Raw genomic sequence first — 19437 nt, 5'->3', positions numbered from 1 at the left:
ATTCGGACAATTAATTATCGGTTTTTACCACAGACTATGATCCGAATGCTTCGCCCCTACTGTGGTCTAACTATATGGTGATGTCCTCATCATGTCAGAATTGCTCCTCCCATTAACCGCGCATATCTATACTGTAATTCATCCTTCATCAACGGCCAACGCTCCAAACTGGCATCCATATCAATCACCTTCTCTGCTGCTTGTCGCGCTAACAGCAAAATATCCTCATCTTCCACCAAACTAGCCAAAGTAAAATCAGCTACACCCGATTGACGAGTTCCCATCACTTCCCCAGGACCGCGAAACCGCATATCCATTTCCGAGATAAAAAACCCATCTTGAGACTGTTCCAACACCTTCAACCGTTGTTGAGCGTCAGGACTTCTAGAACTACTCATTAATAAACAATAAGATTGTGCTGCACCCCGACCCACACGACCTCGTAATTGGTGCAATTGTGATAACCCAAATCTTTCCGCGTGTTCAATTAGCATCACCGTGGCATTAGGCACATCTACCCCCACTTCAATTACAGTGGTAGAAACGATTATTTGAGTTTCATTATCCCGGAATTTGTTAATCGCCTCCTCTTTTTCGGCCGAAGTCATGCGTCCATGCAATAACCCAACTTGAAAATCAGGAAAAACACTTTCTTGTAACTTTTGATGTTCCTCTACAGCAGAACGCAAATCTAATTTTTCTGACTCTTCTACCAAAGGTAAAACCACATAAACTTGTCTACCTTGAGCAACTTCCCGACGCATTAAATCATAAGCTTGGGGACGTTGTTGGCCACTTAACATCGTGGTTTTAATTTGTTGTCTTCCTGGTGGTAACTCATCAATTTGACTCACATCTAAATCACCATGAACTGTTAATGCCAAAGTTCGGGGAATGGGAGTTGCAGTCATAGTTAAAACATGAGGTTGTTCACCTTTTTGTTGTAACTTTGCCCTTTGTTCCACTCCAAAACGATGCTGTTCATCTATGACAACTAAACCCAAACTTTGAAAATTAACTTTATCTTGAATTAAAGCGTGAGTCCCCACTAATAAAGGTAATTCACCCGTTTCTAATTGAGCATGAATTTCTCTTCTTTTGGCTATTTTTGTCGAACCTGTTAATAATTCAACTGGCAAATGGAGGAGATTAAACCAACTTACTAACTTACGATAATGTTGTTCTGCTAATACTTCAGTGGGAGCCATTAACGCTGCTTGATAACCAGATTGAATGGCGGCTAAAATAGCTACAACAGCAACAACAGTTTTTCCTGAACCCACATCACCTTGAACTAAACGATTCATGGGTGTAGGTTTTTGTAAATCATTGAGAATATCATTAATAACTCTTTGTTGAGCGTTAGTAAATTTAAAGGGGAGAATTTCGTTAAATTGTTCTAATAATTTACCTGTGGGTGCAAGAATAGCACTTGTTTGAATTGCTTTAGCCTGTTTTTGACGTTGCAATAAACCAATTTGCAAATAGAAAAATTCATCAAATACTAAACGACGACGGGCAGTTTTTAAAGAGTCGCCATCTTTAGGAAAATGAATATTAGGAATGGCATCTTTCAATTCCATCAAAGCATATTTTTCGCGCAAACCTTTTGGCAAAGGATCTTTTAAATTCACTGCTGCCGTTAAAGCCGTCGTTACAGCCTGTCTGACTGTATTTGCCATTACCCCTTCTGTGAGGGCATAAATAGGAACAACTCGCCCAATAGTTAAAGAATCTATAGTATCTCCTGGATCTGCCAAAACTTCTAGTTCTGGGTTATCCAAAGTTAACCCATATTTACTACCTTTGACTAACCCACAAGCGGCCAATAAACTACCCACAGGATAACGGCGTTTTAAACTTTCTTGCCAACCGCGACTACTAAAACGCGCCCCGGCAAAAAATCTACTAACTTTAATTTGTCCTGTATTATCTTTAAGGATTAATTCTAAAATTGATAACTTTTTATTTTTCGGACTGGTGAAGAAATTAAATCTTTTGACAGTCGCTATGATAGTTACTGTTTCTCCTCCTTCCAGTTGACTAATATTTACCTGACGGGCATAATCAATATGATCACGAGGATAATAAAATAATAAATCCCGGACAGTATGTAAATCTAACCGCGCTAAGTTTTCAGCTTTTCTTATACCAATTTCTGGTAAATCGCTGAGTTTTTGGTCTAGTTTTGGAGCTAGTTTTTTACTGATTTCAGCGACAATTGGCGTTGTGGGATTAGGATTTTTAGATTGGTAAGTTTGAGTGGGTGCTTCTGCTTCTGTTTCTAATTCTTGTTGCAGTTGATTTAGATATCTTCTAACTTCTGCGATTAAATGTTGTCTTTGGGTTAATGACAAATTGGGGTAATTAGCAAACTGCATTCCTATTTGATGCCAACGGAGTCTTTCTTTGGCTGGTAAAGCTGTGGGAAATTTACCAAAAGTTAAACATAGAAATTCACTAAATCGGTATTGCTTACCGACTAAATCTACAAATCTATTTTCCGCCTCAAATGCTAAGGCTTTATGTAATCTTATCCAATCGGGTGTTTCATTACTCATTGATCATTAGTTATTAGTTATTGTTAATTGCTGACTATTCTTCAAACCAACTGGCACGCCAAGCGGCTTCAGCTTCAGCAATTTTTAGTTCTTTTTGCCTTTTTTTATACTCCTGCCCTAGTTTATGAAGTTGCAGTAAGATATTACGAATTATTTTACGTCTAGCTAACACTTCCCTATCTGCAAATTCTATTTCGCCCAAACGCAGATGAATAGCCATAATCTGAGTAAGGTTAGAATCTTCCGAGTCTTCCTCATCACTAATTTCTATAACTAAATTTAATATATTAGGGGGACTAGGTATTAGATCACTAGAAGATTGTGAAGATGCAGCAGCAGCAGCCGCTACTAAAATCGGTTCTGGTAGTTTTTGGGGTAAAATCCCTGTTTTCTGGATGAAGATATTAGTAGTTTGAGAGACTTTTTTTAAAGTTTCCTCAATAGCCTCTTCTAAATTTTGTTGCCATTGGGCTATTGCTACAGGATTAGAAGAATCTACGATTTGAGGGTGTTGGTTATTTTCTTCTTTTGCTTCTAGCTCTTTTTCTTCTACCTCAGTTTCCTGTATTTCAGTTTCTGATACTGGCTCTATGGGTAAAACTTCTGACGGCTGAATATAAATAATTAATTGTGTAGCAGCTTCTTGACCTAATTTACGAATACTTTGTTGTAATTTTTGCCTCTGGTTGAGTGATAATTTGAGAAATTCTTCAGGATATCCTTGGGTACACAGATAATAACTGGCCAAAATTAGTTGTTGTTGTAAAGCTGGTCCTAAGACATTTAGATATTTACTATAAGATAATTTGAGTTCTTCGGCGATCGCCCTAATTGCCTCTTCTAATTCAGTAATGTCTTTTTGTATGCGTTCAATTGCTCTGGCCATAATTTTAAGCTGGTAATTGGTAATTGGTAATTGGTAATTGGTAAAATTCTTACCTATTCCCTCTTGTTGATTGCCTGCTATACTAAGAATATACGCAAATTTCCCAAAATAATCATCATATAAAATACAGGCCAGCGTATTGAACGTGACCTGTAGGAGAAGCAGGGTTTAGCATTGCTAAACCCCTACAACTAACTAAGAGCAAAATTACTTAGCACCAATTTGGGCAGCAACTTCATCAGCAAAGCTGATTTCTTTCTTCTCAATGCCTTCACCCAATACAAAGCGGACAAAGCGAGTAACTTGAATTTCTTCGCCAACTTTGGATTTTACTTGCTTCACTAAGTCTTCTACCGAAATACTTTGATCACGGATATAAGGTTGATCTAGTAAAGTCATTTCTTTCAGGCGTTTTTCAATTCGACCTTGAACAATCTTTTCTTTGATGTTTTCTGGTTTATTGCCCAAGTCGTCCTTACCCATTTCGATGTCTTTTTCTTTGGAGACAATTTCGGCAGGGATTTGATCTACGCTAACGTACTCAACATTAGGACAAGCAGCAATTTGCATTGCGGCATTTCTCGCCAAGTTTTGGAACTCTTCATTAGCAACGGCTAAAGCAGTTTGAGTGTTCAATTCCACTAATACACCAACGCGACCACCAGTATGAATGTAGCTGTCTGCTATTCCTGGTGTGCCACTAATAGAGAAATTAACAAAGCGCCGCACTTGAATATTTTCACCAAGAGTAGCAATGGTTTCTTTGATGAATTCATCAACGGTGACACTGGAATTTTCAATATAGGGTTGAGTTAATAAAGACTCAACGCTATCAACAGTTGCAGCTTGTTGTGCCAGGTTTTTAACTAAGGCTTTGAAAGCTTCATTACGAGCAACAAAGTCAGTTTGACAGTTAACTTCTATGAGTACACCTACTTGTCCATCCGGTTGAATGTAGGTTTCTACTAAACCTTCTGCGGCAATGCGACTACTTCCTTTGTCAGCTTTGGCAATACCTTTCTGCCGTAACCAAGTTACGGATGCTTCGATATCGCCATCATTTTCTTTCAGTGCTTTTTTGCAGTCCATCATGCCAGCACCGGTTTTTTGGCGTAGCTCTTGGACGAGTTTTGCAGATATTTCCGCCATGTTGCCTCAATTCCTAACTTGACAGATACAACTAACTATTAATTAATCACGATTTTAAGATTAATTCTGATCATTCTTTCATCTTGAAATCCTGATAGAGGGTGTGTCAAGACTGCAAGACACCGACAAAACACACCCTCAAAGAGAATTAATTGTTTGGAAGTCGCTTATTCTTCGTCGTCTGATGATTCGCTGAACTCAGCTTCATCATATTCGTACTCTTCGTCAGAATATTCTTCGTAATCTTCTTCCGCTTCTAGTTGACCGTGACGGCCTTCGTAGATAGCATCTGCTAACTTACCAACAATCAATTTAATAGATCTAATTGCGTCATCGTTAGCGGGGATGGGAATATCCACAACATCTGGGTCACAGTTTGTATCTAACATAGACACAATGGGAATACCCAATTTTTCGCATTCTTGAACTGCGTTATATTCCCGTTTCTGGTCAACAATGACCACAATATCAGGAACTTTCCGCATATTTTTAATGCCGCCCAAGTATTTTTGCAGCTTTGCCATTTCCCGACGGAGCATGGAAGCTTCTTTCTTTGGCAATAAATCCAGTGCGCCGGTTTCTTCTCTCCGTTCTAAATCTTTGAGACGGTCTGCTCTGGTTTTAATTGTTGCCCAGTTGGTGAGCATTCCACCCAACCAACGTTGGTTAATGTAGTGAGAACCACACCGGAGGGCTTCTTGGGCAATAATTCCGGCTGCTTGGCGCTTAGTGCCAACAAACAGGAATTTTTTACCTTGCTCGGATTGAGTTCGCATATAGTTATATGCGTTATCCATTAACTGGGCTGTTTGTACCAAATCAATAATATGTACACCATTTCGAGAGGTGTAAATATAAGGAGACATTTTGGGGTTCCAACGTCGGGTTTGATGACCGAAGTGAACTCCTGACTCCATCATTTGAGCCAAGGAAACTACTGGCATATTTTGTTACTCCTATTCGGGTTAAACCTCCATCTAGGTGCATTTCTCAATTTAAGAAACACCCGAATTCCCAGATGTGCGGAATTTAGACAACTATACTAGGGTAACACAAATATATTCACTTTCCCGTTGGATTTTTTGTGAAGGTCTTAATTTGGCTTTTCTTCAAACTCCACTGGGTTAAAGGAACTACTTGAATCACGGGTACTCGGGCATTATAGATATATTTAGCATCATGATCACAATTCTCCCCCACCCTGTTCCCTGTTCCCTTTCTTTAGTGATAATGGAAATTGCGGATTTGTGGAGCTAGAGAAGAATATGAGTAAGTTAAGGGTGGGTTTACTGTTTGGTGGGCGTTCTGGAGAACATGAGGTTTCTATAATTTCGGCACGAGCGATCGCTCAAGCTTTAAGTTTAGAGGAAAATGCTAATAAATACGCAGTTTTACCTTTCTACATTCAAAAGGATGGTGTTTGGCAAGCAGGAGAAGTCGCACAACAAGTTTTAACATCTGGTGTTCCCCAAGAACCCCTATCCACAACTCCTAATTTATGGCAATTTCCGCCGGAAACTGAAGAAGTTGATCTTTGGTTTCCCGTTTTGCACGGTCCTAATGGGGAAGATGGGACAATTCAAGGTTTACTGACTTTAATGCAAGTTCCCTTTGTTGGTTCTGGGGTGTTGGGTTCAGCTACGGGAATGGATAAAATTGCCATGAAAATGGCTTTTGCTCAAGCGGGACTATCTCAAGTAAAATATAAAGCTGTGACGAGGGCGGAAGTTTGGTCAAATCCTTGTGTATTTCCCAAACTGTGTGATGACATTGAAGCCACATTGGGCTATCCCTGTTTTGTCAAACCTGCCAATCTTGGTTCATCGGTAGGAATTGCTAAAGTGCGATCGCGTCAAGAATTAGAAACAGCTTTAGACAATGCGGCAACTTATGATAGACGGATTATTGTGGAAGCCGGAGTTGTGGCCAGAGAAGTTGAATGTGCGGTTTTAGGTAACGATCATCCCAAAGCTTCCGTCATTGGTGAAATTACTTTTAATAGTGATTTTTACGATTATGAAACTAAATATACTCCAGGTAAAGCTGATTTATTTATTCCCGCTAACTTACCAGATGTGGTAGCACAACAAATTCAAGAAATGGCTTTACAAGCTTTTGCGGCTGTTGATGCGGCTGGTTTATCCAGAGTAGACTTTTTCTATGTGGAAGCAACGGGAGAAATTTTCATTAATGAAATTAACACTTTACCCGGATTTACTTCTACCAGTATGTATCCCCAACTCTGGGCTAATTCTGGTATAACCTTTGTCCAATTGGTAGATCAGTTAATTCAACTAGCAATAGAAAGACATTCACCAGTTAGTTAAGAGAATTGGGGATTAGGAAAATGAGGAGAATTTTGGTTTCTCCTCCAATACTATTGCCAAAACCCTGAAACCCTATTTATATCGTTATGATTTTATTGGGTTTCAGACATATTTGGGAAAATTTGGGAAAATTGGCAATAGTATTGTCCGCTGATCAGAATTACCATTAATGTGATAAATGTGATGGATAATGAACAAGAGTTAAAAAAAAATACAGATAATAGAAAAACCCTAGTACATTTCTTACAAAAGTATCCTGGTATCTGGTTTTCGAGTTTATTCCTGATTCCTATTGGAGTTACTATTTTCGCCTATTATCAACTTAGTTATACTGACTATGTGCCACAACCACAAGCAAAAACTCCATTTATACCTGTACAATCAACTGTTTCCACATTTGCGGATAGCAGCAATCCTATACCAGGATGGTTAATACTGGCTGTGATTTTCTGCTGTGGTTCAGGTTCTTTTATGATTTTCTATTTACTGCAAAACTCCAAATACATCCAAAGAGGTAGTCAACGTCATCGCTATAGTCAAAAATTTAACTCCCAAAAACGCCATAAATCTCCAAATTTCCCATCTCCTCCATCTAATCGAGAAAATTTGTTGATCATTTTGCCACCAGAGAAAATCTATCCCCTGAATACTCATAGAGAATTTTTCACAGACTTACTGAATATATCTCAACATATTTCTCAACAGCGAGATTCACGGTTTTTCTAAAAACTTGCACAGATGAGACTTTGAAGAAAATGCCAACTTGGCAACCAAGTTTTAATTACTTCAGTTACATTAATGCAAGATAAACGACTTCAAGGGTATGGTTATCAGGTGTTACTACATACTATTTTCTTTGAGCTATTTAAGTTTATGCCAACATTTATCCAGCATAAACAAAGCAATGTATCAACAATTAAATGACTACTAAATAATGATCAGATTTCACATTTGCTACAATTGGAATATTACCTGCATATAAATACTGTCTTTTTTAAGTCAACCCCCCCTAAAATAACTGGCAGTGTTTATATATATTCCTAGCCGCTACAGTAGCAAATGTAGATTGGGAGATTTCAGGCTTTTGGTATGCCTCCTCCCACTCTCTTTTTATCTATCGGATTTATTTAACAAAAATTAGTATCTTTTAAAAATTCTAAAATGGCAGCATTCACCACATCAGCAGAACCTGTGGACGCATCATGATAACAGTTTTCTAGAATTTGTAACCGAGAATTAGGAAGATATTGATGTAATTTTTCCCCATGACTTGCAGGAAACCAACTATCTTGATCACCCCATAATACCAAAGTTGGACATTCAATATTTTTGAGATTATTTTGAATGTTTTTCAGCATACTGGGCTGATTTATTCGCAAATTTTCAATTTCTTTAGCGGCAATTTGTAATTCTTCCGCCACTTTTACTAAAGTTCCAGGAATTTCAATGAATGGGTAAGTAATCCAATAAATATCTTCTTCTGTTAATAATGAAGGATTATATAATACCTTACGTCTTTCTGTTCCCATCACTTCTCTTACTAAAGGTGCAAACCAATATGCAAGACGTAAATTATCAATTGCATGAATAATCTCTATTGGTGTTTGTGCCAGTAAACCCATCGCCCAGTGAGGTAAGGTTTCTGTAAAAATAGGGGCATTAATTACTACTAATCGTCCGATTAAATGAGGATTTATACCAGCTAATCCTAAAGAAATTAATGCACCTATAGATTCTGCCACAATGATAGGTGGTTCATTACATAAACTTTGAATAATGCGTTTTAATTCAATAATTTGATGTCCTGTTTCTTCTCGACGAGATACAGGCTTTTCTGAAAAACCAAAACATTTAAAATCACAACAAATTACTCGAAAATATTGAGATAATGGTTCAATACTATGCCGCCAATTATAACTCCAACTGCCTAAACCATGTAATAAAATAAGCGGTTTACCTGTACCTTTTTCACCATAGGCTATTTGAATAGGGTAGCCTTGGGAATCAGTAATAACTAGATTTTGCCGCCCTTGAGGAAATTTATCTTGCCACCAATCTTTCATAATATAGGAGGGAATAGGGAACAGATTTGAAACTTGTTAGATGATTTATATATTTTTATCTAACTAGCAAATGCTATTTTATATATGAATAATTTAACTACCAGTGAACAATTGCCATAATATTCTTAGTAGTATCATAGGTATGGCTATTAAGACAACAGCAAGGAAAAATAAACCAATACTAAAAATCGCTATAAAGGATTTATCTGCTTTTTTGTTTTCCTGGGGAGATTTTAAAGCTTCTTCTAATAAAATAATATTATAATTATTAGCTTTCCAGGCAAAATCAAATAAATCTCCTAACATGGGAATAGCACCAACTAAGGAATCAACAATCACATTTATTACCATCCTTCCTAATGTGGCTGTAGATACGCCCAATTGTGCCGCTTCAATGATAATATAAGAGGAAAGTAAGAGTCCTAAAACATCACCACCTATGGGTAATAATCCAATGATGGAATCTAACCCAATTCCCACTTTTGTGCCGGGAATATTAACTATATTATCTAATAGTCTACTCAGTTGACGTAGACGCTTTAATCGAGGTGCATAACCATCAGGTGTAATAGAAAACTGTTCAGGAGAATTAGGCATTATTAATAATTTGCAATCGCTGTTTAATCAACTGTTCTATTATCTCATTTCTTTATACCCATTTTATATCAAACTGCACATAATCATAACATTGATCACATCGTCTATGTTTATCTGCGTTTCATTAATTATGATTAGCCTCTTCTCCCACAGTTACATTTAATTGATGTCCAACTAGCAGGACAAAGGCACTCATCCATAACCATAACATTAAAACGATCACAGCCCCCACTGCACCATAAACTTTATTATAATTGCCAAAATTGCTCACATAAAGACGAAATAGTGCAGAAACCATTGCCCAAACGATAGCTGCTAAAGCGGCCCCTGGAATTAGTGGTGTATTTGCTGTCCATTTACTTGACCCATAGCGATAGACAAAAGCAAAAGCGATTGTCACTGTAGTTAATGCTAAAGGCCAACATAAAAATTGCCAAAGATGAAATAAGAAGACTAAATAAGAATTGTTTTTGACAACAAATCCCAAGAGTAAATCACTGATAAATACTAAAAAAGAAGCTAACATTAATAATAGGATAGTGCCGATGGTTAAGGCAAGAGATATAAGTTTTGCTTGCCAATAAGGACGCATTTTTTTTGGGTGAACTTTCTGAATTTGATCTAAAGCTGTCATGGCTGTGTTAATTGCCCCGGAAGCAGTCCAAAGGGTAATGATAAAACTCAGAGAAAATAAACTACTATTTTTAGAGTTGGCAATTTCATGAGTCGCAAAATCACGAATTAATATCCAAGCATCTTGGGGGACAATTCGACTCAGTTGTATTGCTAGTTGAATAAATGTATTTTGCAAGGATTCGGCAAATAAGCCAATTGCTGTTAATAATGCCAAAATTGCCGGAAATAGGGATAACATGGTATTAAAGGCTATTTCGGCTGCTAATCCTAATAGTCTTGTCTCTATTGTCCTGGCAAAAGTTTTTTTGATTGTGCGCCACGTTAGATGACGAAAAAACTCAAAAAAACGAGGCTGAATTATCATTTTTATTACCCCAATTTTTAGGAAAGCTTCATGTTTGTCAGTGCAAAAAGTAAATAGTAAGTAGGTGAATAAAATAAAAATGAGGAGTATTGCATTTTGCAAAATGCCTGAAACTCAATCAGAATATCGCATTGAGACAACTTTACATACCGTTACATACCTGTAAATATTTAATTCTAACATTTGACTAGGCTTTATCAATAGTGCTATAATGGGTTTTAACCTGAATACCAATACTAGAATCAAAAGTCATTATAAAATCAACCTTACCATCACCAACCAGTCGCTTTTCATAATCTAGTTTTTTCATCTTATGTATGAGTTTTCACAATAAATTTAGAATATGAAAGTTTTATATGTATTACGCTGTAGTATTAGCGACAATCTTTAAACGCGATAGAGAAACATATTATGATAACTATACAGTAATATTTTTGACGTAATGAGCGAGATAATTGACTAAAAGTAGGCTATCTTGCTACCAAGAAAGAATAATGTCAAACTGGTCTATTTACTAACTATTAACTACTCCTAACTACAATAATGACTGAAAATATTGATAAATCTACCCATTTAACCCAAAAGTGGTTAACTGAAATTCAGTCTCTGACACAACAGATCAAGCAATTTCAGCTTGAACGAGATGAAGCTTGGGAAAGTTCGCAAAAATGGCGACAGCTTTATAATACCGAGGCAGAACAAAGACGTGCAGATGCAAAAATGCACCAGGAAGCTATATTAGCTGTAAAAGCTGAATTCCAAAAGTTTTCAGGTATCAATTCTGAAGCTAGTGCTGACAATACTATCGCTATCCAGCAACAAATTGCTCAATTTAGTTCTATAGAAGAGTTACAAAATCAATTATTACAAGTTATTCAGGAGCGTGACTGCCTACTACAAGCGTTAAAACTTGAACAAGAGAATCACACTCGAACTCGTAAAAGTCTAACTACGGCTTTAGGTGATGCTATTGATAGTTTGGCACGTTTGAAAGCAGAAAAGAAGGAGGCAGAGGGGGCGGAAAGTTAAGTAATCACAAAATTATTGACATTCAATATTCCTGTTAATCCTGTAACTTCAATGATGGCATCAGTGGCAGCATTAAAACCTGCTGTTGTATCATTAATTGCGACAAAGGTTCTTTGTCCAAAGCTGAATTGAGCATCTATGATATCTTTTTCTGTTGTGGTAGTAAAGTTTTCATTATTAGCATTACCTGTGATAATGTTATCTACATTAGTAACACCAATCGTTAATTGTTTCTCAAAAGATAACCCATTTTGATCTGTTGTTCTGACTCGAATACTATAGCTATTTTTGGTTTCAAAATCAAAAACACTATTAGCTCTGAGTTGGTTATTGCTAGTAGTAAATAAAGCAGTATCAGTAGCAAACCAAACATCATTCATGGCGCGGGTACTGCCATCTGTACGAGTGTAGTTGCAAGTATGATTACCTGTTTTCCTCCTCTTCTTCCTTAGTGTCCTTCGCGTCTTCGTGGTTTATTTAATCAGTATTCTTTGGGTGGGAAAGGAGTAAATACGATTGGGAGATGGCATTTTACAAAATTATGAGAAATCCAAACTTGTAAGGGTTTAGCACTGCTAAACCCCTACAGGATGACAACATTTTTTAGGATAACTAGGTGGGCTAAGAAAAACCAAAGTGTGTAAAGAAAAGTAAAATCGCCCAAAATTTCTTCACTCTTGCCTTTTGCCTTGCCATAACGACAATTTTTAACGCTAACCTACTTAACTGAATTTAAAATCCCATTGCTTCCGCAACAGCTTGAATATCTGCGGGTATACCCTGTTTGAACTGAGCTTGACTGTGTTTAATGGCTGTATCTGGATCTTTTAAGCCATTACCAGTGAGAACACAAACCACTGTTGCCCCTGTGGGAACTTCGTCTTTTACCTGTAACAAACCGGCGACAGATGCAGCACTGGCAGGTTCACAGAAAATCCCTTCTGATGATGCTAACAGGCGATAAGCGTCAAGAATTTCCTCATCAGTTACAGCGCGGAAACTACCTTGGCTGGAGGTTTGGGCGGCTACAGCTTTATCCCAACTAGCAGGATTACCAATTCTAATGGCTGTGGCTAAGGTTTCAGGGTGTGCCACCGGTTGACCATTTACCAAAGGTGCAGCCCCAGCAGCTTGGAAACCCATCATTTTTGGTAGGCGATCGCATTTACCATCCTGATGATATTGACAAAAGCCCATCCAATATGCTGTGATATTGCCCGCATTACCCACGGGAATACATAACCAGTCGGGGGCATCACCCAGGGCATCCACAACTTCAAAAGCGCCAGTTTTTTGTCCTTCTAAGCGGTAGGGGTTGACAGAATTAACTAAAGTAATGGGATAGTTGTTTGCCATGTCCCGGACAATTTCTAGGGCGCGGTCAAAATTACCTTTAATTGCTAATACCTCTGCACCATACAGTAAGGCTTGTGCCAATTTACCTAAAGCTACATAGCCATCGGGAATCAACACAAAGGGACGCATTCCGCCCCTTCTGGCATAGGCGGCGGCGGCGGCGGAAGTATTACCAGTGCTGGCACAAATCACAGCCTTAGCACCTGCTTCTGCTGCTTTGGAAATTGCCATTGTCATCCCCCGGTCTTTGAAGCTACCAGTGGGGTTAAGACCATCATATTTTACATATACCTTGACCTGTCTGCCAATACGTTCGGCGATCGCTGGCACGGGAATCAAGGGGGTGTTGCCTTCCAACAGCGTCACCACGGGGGTCTTTTCGCTGACAGGCAAGTATTGACGATAGGCTTCTATCAGCCCTGGCCATGGTTGGCAATAGGATTTAGCAGCAGACAGGCTCAAAGTCACGGGATTCAAAATTTCTTAATTAAGGATTAGGAATTGGGAATACTTTTGGGACAAGTATCCCACTTTTCAAGTCTATATGTTAGTTGGGGAACACCGTCATCATGATCGGAGTCCCTTATGACTACATTTGTAACCTATTAGAGTATATGATGAAAACTATACAATTTTTTAACAAAGATTAATAATAGTATATTATACTATTATCTCTAACGGTGTGAGTGAAGTTTGTAATGCAAACAACTATGTCTACTATGTCATCCAGTGTTTCCGAGTGCGAATCCCACGCTAACTTAGTCAAGAAGTTAACGAAGGCTTACTATCGAGACGATCAGCAAGTTAAGTTCATGGACTTGCAAGCAGAGGTAGATTCCCTTTTAGAGCAATTGCAAAGTCTAAAAAGTGAACGAGTGGAAACTCCTAGCGACGAAGAATAAGCCCCCTGATTGGTAACTATTCAAATCGCTGATTAGTTTGTGACCAATGTTCCAGACTATATCCCCGTTTTTTTTCTACCAGTAACGCTAGAGATTGGTCATCAGTTAGTTGAGCGATCGCTATTAGCGTTTGCTGGTTTGTACCGGTAAAATCACTATAAATCACTTTCCCATCCGGCGCAAAAATCAGAGTTCGAGGTTTTTTTTCTCCCTCTGGTTGTTCGGTTTGATTCGTTTGGGACTGGTTTAAAGCAGCGATCGCTGCAGCCGAAATAGTCACCATTACCTGCTGATTTTCGTCATTAGTTAAACTAACTAACTGCACAGGCAAATCAGCCATTTTTGTTTGTATTTCCTGTAAATTAGGAATAGCACTACCTGTAATATCCCCCGACTGTTGTAGAGTCTGCCAAATAGTTGGCAAGATGGAATTTACTAATTCAGGTTTTTGTGGAGATAAATCTTTTAAAGATACCGGCGATGGTTGTACCCACTCTAAAGCATCCACTGTTAAAGCTAAGGGTTGACGATGAGGATATTGATTCTGACTATCAGGAAGTTTAGACCCAGATATTAACAAACGCAAACCTTGATTTTGCACCTGTACAGCTTTAATAGTAGCCGCAATAATTTCTTGTTGACCATCAGGTTTCCAAGCAATAATTTGTATACTTGGGTCAGAACTAATACCCAATATATGCCGCCAAAATTTGCGCGGCTGATTTTTGAATTCGTCAAAATTCACAAATGGATAAAGTAACCAACTTGTACCATTGTGAAATGCACTAACTTCCACCTCATACCATATTTGATTATTAGTATTTTTTAAATCAGTCTGTAAGGAAATTGGCAACCAATCTTGTTCATTAATCTGATTAACTTGTTTCACAGTGCCAATAATCCGACTTTTATGGACATTAATAATGTCATCATCGAGTCTTGTTAATAGACATTGAATATATTTGAGAGTTTCTGCATCAATATTTGATTGTGATTGTAACCAAGTATTAGTTCTTTCTTCTCCTCTGTGCACTTTAAAAATTAGTGCCATCCAAGCTAAAACCGCCCGACGATTGGGATTTAATCGCAAAGCTACAGTTGCCCGATTCCAAATTCTACCCTTATCTGTTTGAATTAAACTAGCAATTTCTTGAGCATTATTAGGTGATTTTTCAAATATCTGTAAAGCTTGTTCCCAACGACCATCAATAATATCTGCTATTGCCTGTTGATTTGGGCTTGCCCAGTTTTTATCCGCTTGGATTTTAGTGAAATCAGAATATAACTTAATCACATCTATTTGCGCCTTGGCTGCCGATGAAAAAGGCTGTTTCCGATCCTTTTCTAAAGACTTTAACCAATTTAAAGCAGGAGTCCAAAGTCCATTTCTAGCTAATAATATAGAATGTTGAAAAGCAAATTCATTAACAGCAGATTTTTGAAAATTAATTCGTTCCAGATAAACAGCATTAGCAACTAACTGACTAGGTTTAACTTGATAAACTTGGAAATTTGGTTCTAAATCAAGGGTTTGATCAATAACTAACTCTTTTGTCTCATCACCTGTTACTTGTTGCCATTTTGGTAATTTACTATTACTTGTTTCCCAAGATAACATTTGTTTTAAACTCTTAAGAGTAGGATTATAATGGACAATTTGACCATAGATAATATTATTTTCCTGTGGATACTTACCCTGTAAATAAAACCAAAATCCTGGTGAGTTAGTATCTGTAAAAGCTTTGATGCTAGTTAAAGGTAAATTAATTTTTCCTTGTTGATTATCTACTTCTGATGTTTTTGCATATTTAGAGGCATCAACAAAATTTTTGGATAAACCAATAATAGGTAATTTGGTAATTAAATAGTAGTATTTATCTGCCTGAAATTTATATTCTAAATCGTGAGAACGTTGATAAATTCGTAATTCTACCAATTGCTGACAATTAGATTCACAATTTGCCAGTTCTTGGAAAACTGGCATTAAAAAAGATTCTTCTGATTTAATTTCTAAAGGAATAGTTTCCCCAGCTATGCGTTTTTTTTGACTTAAACTGCGTTCAATAGCTGTGAGTGTTTGGGGTATTTCCCGTTTACCTGTAGAAATTTTTGCCCATTGTGGCAAATATTCATTCACCCAGCTAACTTGTGCGGGATCTAAGATAAATAATACACTCAGCCAACCAAAACCGATAATTGCACCTGCAATGCTTAACAATAGACTCATGGCTAAAGTAGATGATAAGAAACTTTGCCATTGAGAAGGTTGTGGCTTTTTTTGGACAGTCTTTTTAATTACACCTTGATGAGTTTGATTGATATTATTGGGCTTCAGTCTGAGTTTGCGCGGTTTATTCTTCATCTGAAATCACTAGCACGGCTAATTTGACGTTGTTTAAAATCATCTATAGATTTTGACAAACTTAGTGTCATTTTGCCAGTGTGATGGGGTAAAAGTTTAAACTTCGTTGAGATTCCTAGATTGTGTAAAAAGCTAGGGATCTGATTTATTGGTAATATTGTTGTTCATTAGTCATTCAGAATAGGTATAATTCTTTCCCAAATCACCAGCACAGAGAAAATAAGCAATAAAAAAGGTTTGGTTGACAACCAAACCTTGACTTAAATCCAGTGCATAACAACATCCCGAATTAATCTAACCTTTCTCATCTATTCTTAGCATCTTCCTATGGTATGTGTACAAATTTTATAAAACCTGATAAGAAATGATGTTGATAGCCAAAAATAAAGGACGGGTTTGATCCCGTCCGCAATAATAGCTTGAAAGTGGTAGTACACCTTGAAATTTTCAAAAATATTATGAATAAAATTCAATAGGTTGTTAGGAGAGTAAATGAAGTCAACCGCAAGAATATTAATTTATTTCTTGCTTGTTATGATCATTATTTATCCATGGAATTATTCCAATCTATCATAGATAGATTTGTTTGTGATGCCACAATGGCAAATTCTGCTTGATAATTGGTAATTTGTAATTGGGAAGAAAATCAGGACTTTATTCTCCTCTGTCTTTTTGTCTAGGGACTTGCAGTAAATAAATTATCCAATGTTTTGGAATGGGCTTCTAGCTTGTCCTTTGACTTGTAAATGCCCTATTTTTGTGATAAATCCAGGAAATTTGCTAACTTGTAAACTATTCGCGCACCGACGTTTCCATCCCATTCAGCATCACCAACTTCGCACACATCAAAACCAATAATTTCTCTACCACTATTTACGACTTCACGGAATAAACAATAAACTTGTTCTAATTCCAATCCTCCAGGAACAGGAGTACCTGTATTTGGACAAAGTTTAGGATCTAAACCATCAACATCAAAGCTAATATAAACTTTGTCTGGTAAATGACTGATAATTTCTTGACATAAATTTAGCCAAGTTTTACCAGAATATAATTGTTGTTTAATTAATGGATCATAATAAGCAATAATGCGTCCATTGGATTGATTAATCATTTCTACTTCATCATGACAAATATCCCGTAAACCCACTTGAATTAATTTGGAAATTTGGGGAATTTTCATGGCATTAAACATGATTGAAGCATGGGAAAATTCAAACTCTTCATAGGCATTTCTTAAATCAGCATGGGCATCAATATGTAAAATGCCAAAGTTGTTATATTTAGTAGCTAAGGCTTGAAAATATCCCAAAGGAACGCTATGATCACCACCAATAACAGCTACTTTTTTACCTAAATTTAAGGCTTTTTGACATTCTGTAAATAGCCCTTGATTAATTTGTTGACAAGCATGATTAACACTCGAAAGAATATTTTGTAAATCTTGAGAATCTGATATTTTTAAACCTTTAGCTAGATGTTCGATAATGCTTTTTGCTTGTCCACGATAGTATTCATTTTTTTCTAACATTTCTTGTGTATGTCTTTCCACAAATATCCCTTGTTTCCAGCCTTCAGGATGATCAAAATCAAATAAGTCTATTTGTAGGGAGGCTTCAGCAATTCGTTCGGGTCCTTGTGCTGTTCCTTGATGATAGGAAACTGTGACTTCCCAGGGAACGGAAAAGATAATTAATTTCGCTGATTCATAATCAAATGGTAATCCCAAAAAATTACCATTTTCTTCAGCGATGTCATTGGGATTATAGTTTTCTAGGGAGTAGTTCATATTTTTCATTGGGTGATAATTTTAATTCCTGTTCAAGTATTGTAGTAGGGTGCGTCAGATATTACAAATCTGTTTATTGATAAAATTTATCAAGTCTGATGTACCCTTCGAGTTTTCTTTTGAGTTCTTTTAATTTCTTAATATTAAACATTGTTGGGTTATTCTGCTAAAGTTGAGTTTAACTGCTAATCAAAATTATTAATCCAGTGTTTCGATGACAATTACAAAAAAGCGATTACCAAATTTCTGGAAATTTAGTAAAAATCCTACCTTATCCCAGCGATTAATGCTGATTGGTTTAGGTATAACTCTATTTTGCATCTTCTTAGCCTTTTTTGCACCTGTTTTCCAGGCTTGGGGGTGGTTGCAAAATCCTAAAGAATTTCTTTCTAACCCTATCCATGAAGCACCTTCAGCAAAACATTGGTTTGGGACAAGTCGTTTAGGTTATGATGTCTTTTCTCGCAGTGTGTTTGGTGTGCAAGCGGCACTGCAAGTGGTAATTTTAGCTACTTCTTTGAGTATGCTGGTTGGTGTTCCTTTAGGGATGGTAAGCGGGTATTTAGGGGGAAAATTAGATAAAGTTTTGCTGTTTCTCATGGATAGCATTTATACCTTGCCAGGGTTACTATTGTCAGTAACATTGGCATTTGTGGTGGGGAGAGGAATTTTAAATGCTGCGATCGCTATTAGTATAGCCTACATTCCCCAATATTATCGCGTTGTCCGTAACCATACCGTCAGCGTCAAAACAGAAGTATATATTGAAGCTGCGCAAGCAATGGGAGCTTCTACTTGGGTTGTTTTATCCAGATATCTATTTTTCAATGTTATTCAAAGCGTTCCTGTTCTCTTTACCCTTAACGCTGCCGATGCCATCTTAGTTTTAGGCGGTTTAGGATTTTTAGGTTTAGGATTACCGGAAGAAGTCCCAGAATGGGGATATGATTTAAAACAAGCTTTAGAAGCACTACCTACAGGCATTTGGTGGACTACCTTATTTCCTGGTTTAGCAATGACAACCTTGGTGGTAGGGTTATCACTACTTGGTGAAGGGTTGAATGAATTTGTCAATCCTCGTCTGAGAAGAGAAAATAGGTAATTGGTAATTGGTAATTGGTGATTAGAAAGAAATAACTAATGACTCATGACAACCAATAACTAATAACTAACAACTGACAATTAAAAACTAATAAGCTGAGAGAGTTTTGTGAACGATAATATTACTTTAATTGCGGCTGCTACGGGTGGATTTATGATTTCCATAGCTTTATCTGGTATTTTGAAAGGCACACCTATCAAAGATTGGCAACAGGTACACAAAACTTCATACCCAGTTGCAAATATAGAAATTGTCACAAAAAATCAATAGAAATGCTAATACAGCAAAATTCAGAAGTCAGGAGTCAGAAGTAA

The 19437-nt window shown here is 37.2% G+C and carries 18 protein-coding genes; 6 read left to right on the top strand and 12 right to left on the bottom strand.

The genetic code is table 11. The annotated features are described in order from the left end of the window. Nucleotides 1-89 precede the first annotated feature (89 nt). The 4 genes from recG to rpsB all read right to left on the bottom strand — a co-directional run bounded on the left by recG (nucleotide 90) and on the right by rpsB (nucleotide 5540). Complete coding sequence (gene recG / locus CUN59_RS08185) at nucleotides 90-2561, bottom strand: ATP-dependent DNA helicase RecG (RefSeq protein ID WP_104387380.1); 2472 nt, start codon at nucleotides 2559-2561, stop codon at nucleotides 90-92. Nucleotides 2562-2595: 34 nt separating this feature from the next. Beyond that, the gene (locus tag CUN59_RS08180) at nucleotides 2596-3447 is read right to left on the bottom strand and encodes a hypothetical protein (protein WP_104387379.1); all 852 of its coding nucleotides are present in this window, start codon (nucleotides 3445-3447) and stop codon (nucleotides 2596-2598) included. Nucleotides 3448-3654: 207 nt separating this feature from the next. Next, complete coding sequence (gene tsf, locus CUN59_RS08175) at nucleotides 3655-4596, bottom strand: translation elongation factor Ts (RefSeq protein WP_104387378.1); 942 nt, start codon at nucleotides 4594-4596, stop codon at nucleotides 3655-3657. Between the two features lie 167 nt (nucleotides 4597-4763). Beyond that, nucleotides 4764-5540 carry a 30S ribosomal protein S2 gene (gene rpsB / locus CUN59_RS08170; protein WP_104387377.1) on the bottom strand — a complete coding sequence of 259 codons (777 nt, stop codon included), beginning with the start codon at nucleotides 5538-5540 and terminating at the stop codon, nucleotides 4764-4766. Between the two features lie 321 nt (nucleotides 5541-5861). Between rpsB and CUN59_RS08165 the strand changes: the two genes are divergently transcribed. Next, nucleotides 5862-6923: a D-alanine--D-alanine ligase family protein gene (locus tag CUN59_RS08165; RefSeq protein ID WP_104387376.1), complete on the top strand. Its 1062-nt coding sequence runs from the start codon at nucleotides 5862-5864 to the stop codon at nucleotides 6921-6923. A 171-nt stretch (nucleotides 6924-7094) separates the two neighbouring features. After that, on the top strand, nucleotides 7095-7649 hold the full coding sequence (locus tag CUN59_RS08160; protein ID WP_207765386.1) for a hypothetical protein: 555 nt from the start codon (nucleotides 7095-7097) through the stop codon (nucleotides 7647-7649). Between the two features lie 401 nt (nucleotides 7650-8050). On the opposite strand, the gene CUN59_RS08155 is transcribed toward CUN59_RS08160, so the two are convergent. The 4 genes from CUN59_RS08155 to CUN59_RS22290 form a co-directional block, all read right to left on the bottom strand. Continuing rightward, on the bottom strand, nucleotides 8051-8986 hold the full coding sequence (locus CUN59_RS08155; protein WP_104387374.1) for an alpha/beta fold hydrolase: 936 nt from the start codon (nucleotides 8984-8986) through the stop codon (nucleotides 8051-8053). A 93-nt stretch (nucleotides 8987-9079) separates the two neighbouring features. Further along, nucleotides 9080-9583 carry a DUF4112 domain-containing protein gene (locus CUN59_RS08150; protein WP_104387373.1) on the bottom strand — a complete coding sequence of 168 codons (504 nt, stop codon included), beginning with the start codon at nucleotides 9581-9583 and terminating at the stop codon, nucleotides 9080-9082. Nucleotides 9584-9707: 124 nt separating this feature from the next. Then, complete coding sequence (locus CUN59_RS08145) at nucleotides 9708-10580, bottom strand: YihY/virulence factor BrkB family protein (RefSeq protein WP_104387419.1); 873 nt, start codon at nucleotides 10578-10580, stop codon at nucleotides 9708-9710. A 190-nt stretch (nucleotides 10581-10770) separates the two neighbouring features. Beyond that, nucleotides 10771-10893 carry a hypothetical protein gene (locus tag CUN59_RS22290; RefSeq protein WP_279327292.1) on the bottom strand — a complete coding sequence of 41 codons (123 nt, stop codon included), beginning with the start codon at nucleotides 10891-10893 and terminating at the stop codon, nucleotides 10771-10773. Nucleotides 10894-11126: 233 nt separating this feature from the next. Between CUN59_RS22290 and CUN59_RS08140 the strand changes: the two genes are divergently transcribed. Next, on the top strand, nucleotides 11127-11612 hold the full coding sequence (locus tag CUN59_RS08140) for a hypothetical protein (protein WP_104387372.1): 486 nt from the start codon (nucleotides 11127-11129) through the stop codon (nucleotides 11610-11612). On the opposite strand, the gene CUN59_RS08135 is transcribed toward CUN59_RS08140, so the two are convergent. Further along, nucleotides 11609-11992, bottom strand: coding sequence for a bluetail domain-containing putative surface protein (locus CUN59_RS08135; protein WP_104387371.1), 384 nt, complete (start codon nucleotides 11990-11992; stop codon nucleotides 11609-11611). The two genes, CUN59_RS08140 and CUN59_RS08135, sit on opposite strands and share 4 nt — an antisense overlap. 352 nt (nucleotides 11993-12344) lie before the next feature. After that, nucleotides 12345-13436, bottom strand: a complete 1092-nt coding sequence (gene thrC / locus CUN59_RS08130; protein WP_104387370.1) for a threonine synthase — start codon at nucleotides 13434-13436, stop codon at nucleotides 12345-12347. A 230-nt stretch (nucleotides 13437-13666) separates the two neighbouring features. Between thrC and CUN59_RS08125 the strand changes: the two genes are divergently transcribed. Beyond that, complete coding sequence (locus CUN59_RS08125; protein WP_438501808.1) at nucleotides 13667-13870, top strand: hypothetical protein; 204 nt, start codon at nucleotides 13667-13669, stop codon at nucleotides 13868-13870. 16 nt (nucleotides 13871-13886) lie between these two features. Here CUN59_RS08125 and CUN59_RS08120 read toward each other — a convergent pair whose 3' ends face one another. Both CUN59_RS08120 and CUN59_RS08115 read right to left on the bottom strand, forming a co-directional pair. Then, nucleotides 13887-16232 (bottom strand): hypothetical protein, encoded by a 2346-nt coding sequence (locus CUN59_RS08120; RefSeq protein ID WP_104387369.1) that lies wholly within the window; start codon nucleotides 16230-16232, stop codon nucleotides 13887-13889. A gap of 751 nt (nucleotides 16233-16983) precedes the next feature. Beyond that, the gene (locus CUN59_RS08115) at nucleotides 16984-18021 is read right to left on the bottom strand and encodes an agmatinase family protein (RefSeq protein ID WP_104387368.1); all 1038 of its coding nucleotides are present in this window, start codon (nucleotides 18019-18021) and stop codon (nucleotides 16984-16986) included. A gap of 214 nt (nucleotides 18022-18235) precedes the next feature. Between CUN59_RS08115 and CUN59_RS08110 the strand changes: the two genes are divergently transcribed. Both CUN59_RS08110 and CUN59_RS21380 read left to right on the top strand, forming a co-directional pair. Further along, on the top strand, nucleotides 18236-19123 hold the full coding sequence (locus CUN59_RS08110) for an ABC transporter permease (protein ID WP_104387367.1): 888 nt from the start codon (nucleotides 18236-18238) through the stop codon (nucleotides 19121-19123). Between the two features lie 108 nt (nucleotides 19124-19231). Beyond that, complete coding sequence (locus CUN59_RS21380) at nucleotides 19232-19393, top strand: hypothetical protein (RefSeq protein WP_165790174.1); 162 nt, start codon at nucleotides 19232-19234, stop codon at nucleotides 19391-19393. Nucleotides 19394-19437 lie beyond the last annotated feature (44 nt).

Origin of the sequence: Cuspidothrix issatschenkoi CHARLIE-1 (assembly GCF_002934005.1) — a bacterium.
Classification (GTDB): domain Bacteria; phylum Cyanobacteriota; class Cyanobacteriia; order Cyanobacteriales; family Nostocaceae; genus Cuspidothrix; species Cuspidothrix issatschenkoi.
The sequence above is the reverse complement of the archived record's forward strand: the minus strand, read 5'-3'. Positions and strand labels throughout refer to the sequence as shown.

Excerpts from the sequence above, each read along its gene's own strand:
- CUN59_RS08125 (WP_438501808.1), top strand. The coding sequence starts at position 13,667 with ATGCAAACAACTATGTCTACTATGTCATCCAGTGTTTCCGAGTGCGAA.
- CUN59_RS22290 (WP_279327292.1), bottom strand. The coding sequence starts at position 10,893 with ATGAAAAAACTAGATTATGAAAAGCGACTGGTTGGTGATGGTAAGGTT.
- CUN59_RS08120 (WP_104387369.1), bottom strand. The coding sequence starts at position 16,232 with ATGAAGAATAAACCGCGCAAACTCAGACTGAAGCCCAATAATATCAAT.
- tsf (WP_104387378.1), bottom strand. The coding sequence starts at position 4,596 with ATGGCGGAAATATCTGCAAAACTCGTCCAAGAGCTACGCCAAAAAACC.
- CUN59_RS08165 (WP_104387376.1), top strand. The coding sequence starts at position 5,862 with ATGAGTAAGTTAAGGGTGGGTTTACTGTTTGGTGGGCGTTCTGGAGAA.
- recG (WP_104387380.1), bottom strand. The coding sequence starts at position 2,561 with ATGAGTAATGAAACACCCGATTGGATAAGATTACATAAAGCCTTAGCA.
- CUN59_RS08180 (WP_104387379.1), bottom strand. The coding sequence starts at position 3,447 with ATGGCCAGAGCAATTGAACGCATACAAAAAGACATTACTGAATTAGAA.
- CUN59_RS08150 (WP_104387373.1), bottom strand. The coding sequence starts at position 9,583 with ATGCCTAATTCTCCTGAACAGTTTTCTATTACACCTGATGGTTATGCA.
- CUN59_RS08110 (WP_104387367.1), top strand. The coding sequence starts at position 18,236 with ATGACAATTACAAAAAAGCGATTACCAAATTTCTGGAAATTTAGTAAA.
- CUN59_RS08155 (WP_104387374.1), bottom strand. The coding sequence starts at position 8,986 with ATGAAAGATTGGTGGCAAGATAAATTTCCTCAAGGGCGGCAAAATCTA.
- CUN59_RS08135 (WP_104387371.1), bottom strand. The coding sequence starts at position 11,992 with ATGAATGATGTTTGGTTTGCTACTGATACTGCTTTATTTACTACTAGC.
- CUN59_RS08140 (WP_104387372.1), top strand. The coding sequence starts at position 11,127 with ATGACTGAAAATATTGATAAATCTACCCATTTAACCCAAAAGTGGTTA.
- CUN59_RS08115 (WP_104387368.1), bottom strand. The coding sequence starts at position 18,021 with ATGAACTACTCCCTAGAAAACTATAATCCCAATGACATCGCTGAAGAA.
- rpsB (WP_104387377.1), bottom strand. The coding sequence starts at position 5,540 with ATGCCAGTAGTTTCCTTGGCTCAAATGATGGAGTCAGGAGTTCACTTC.